We start from the raw sequence: 984 nt of genomic DNA on the forward strand, positions 1-984 counted from the left end.
CCGCATCCGCGCCGCTGGTGGCGCGCACCGTCGATCTCGCCGACCCGGGCCCGTTGCTGGCCCTGCTGCCGGATCGGCCCCCGGACGAGCTGGCGTCCTGGCTGCGCGGCGACGACGGTCTGGTCGGCTGGGGCAGAGCGCTCACCTTCGAGACCTCCGGCCCTGAGCGGTTCGCTGCCGCAGAGCACTGGTGGCGGGAGGTCGTCGGACACGCCGTGGTGCGTGACGAGGTCGGTCTGCCGGGCACCGGCCCGGTCGCGTTCGGGTCCTTCTGCTTCGCCGACGACTCCCCGAGTGGGGCGGCACTCGTCATACCCGAGGTGTTGGTCGGTCGACGCGGCGAGCGGTGCTGGCTGACCACCGTGGGGCTCGGCTCACAGCTGCCCGGGGCACCCGCCGTGCGTCCTGCCGAGGCGCCGCGCGCCCCGGAGTCGGTCGCCTTTGCCGACGGCGCCCTGACCGGGGCGCAGTGGTCCGGCGCGGTAGCCGAGGCGGTCGGGCGGATCACCCTGGGCGGGATGGACAAGGTCGTCCTCGCGCGTGACCTCGAGGTGAGCACCGACGGGCCGGTGGACGTCCGCTGGCTGCTGGGCCGGCTGTCGGCGTCCTACACCAACACGTGGGTCTTCGCGGCCGACGGCCTGGTCGGGGCGACCCCGGAGCTGCTGGTGCGGCTGGAGAAGGGCCTGGTCACCTCCCGCGTCCTCGCCGGCACCATCCGCCGCACCGGCGACGACAGCCACGACCTCGCTCTCGCGGCGTCGCTGGCCCGGTCGTCCAAGGACCTCGAGGAGCACGAGTATGCCGTGCGCTCCGTCGCCGACGCGCTGCGGCCGCACTGCTCGTCGATGAACGTGCCGGAGTCGCCGTTCGTGCTGCACCTGCCCAACGTCATGCACCTGGCCACGGACGTCGCCGGGGTGCTGTCGGGCGCCGCGACCTCGCTGGGGCTGGCCGCCTCGCTGCACCCGTCGGCCGCGGTGT

The 984-nt window shown here is 74.5% G+C and carries 1 protein-coding gene; it reads left to right on the plus strand.

Annotated elements, in window-relative coordinates; all coding sequences use genetic code 11:
* Positions 1 to 17: 17 nt before the first annotated feature.
* Positions 18 to 984: isochorismate synthase (locus tag FRW57_RS22060; RefSeq protein ID WP_238999546.1), on the plus strand; the 967-nt coding region annotated here is incomplete at its 3' end.

The sequence above is a fragment of the Segeticoccus rhizosphaerae genome (assembly GCF_009192725.1).
Lineage (GTDB): Bacteria > Actinomycetota > Actinomycetes > Actinomycetales > Dermatophilaceae > Segeticoccus > Segeticoccus rhizosphaerae.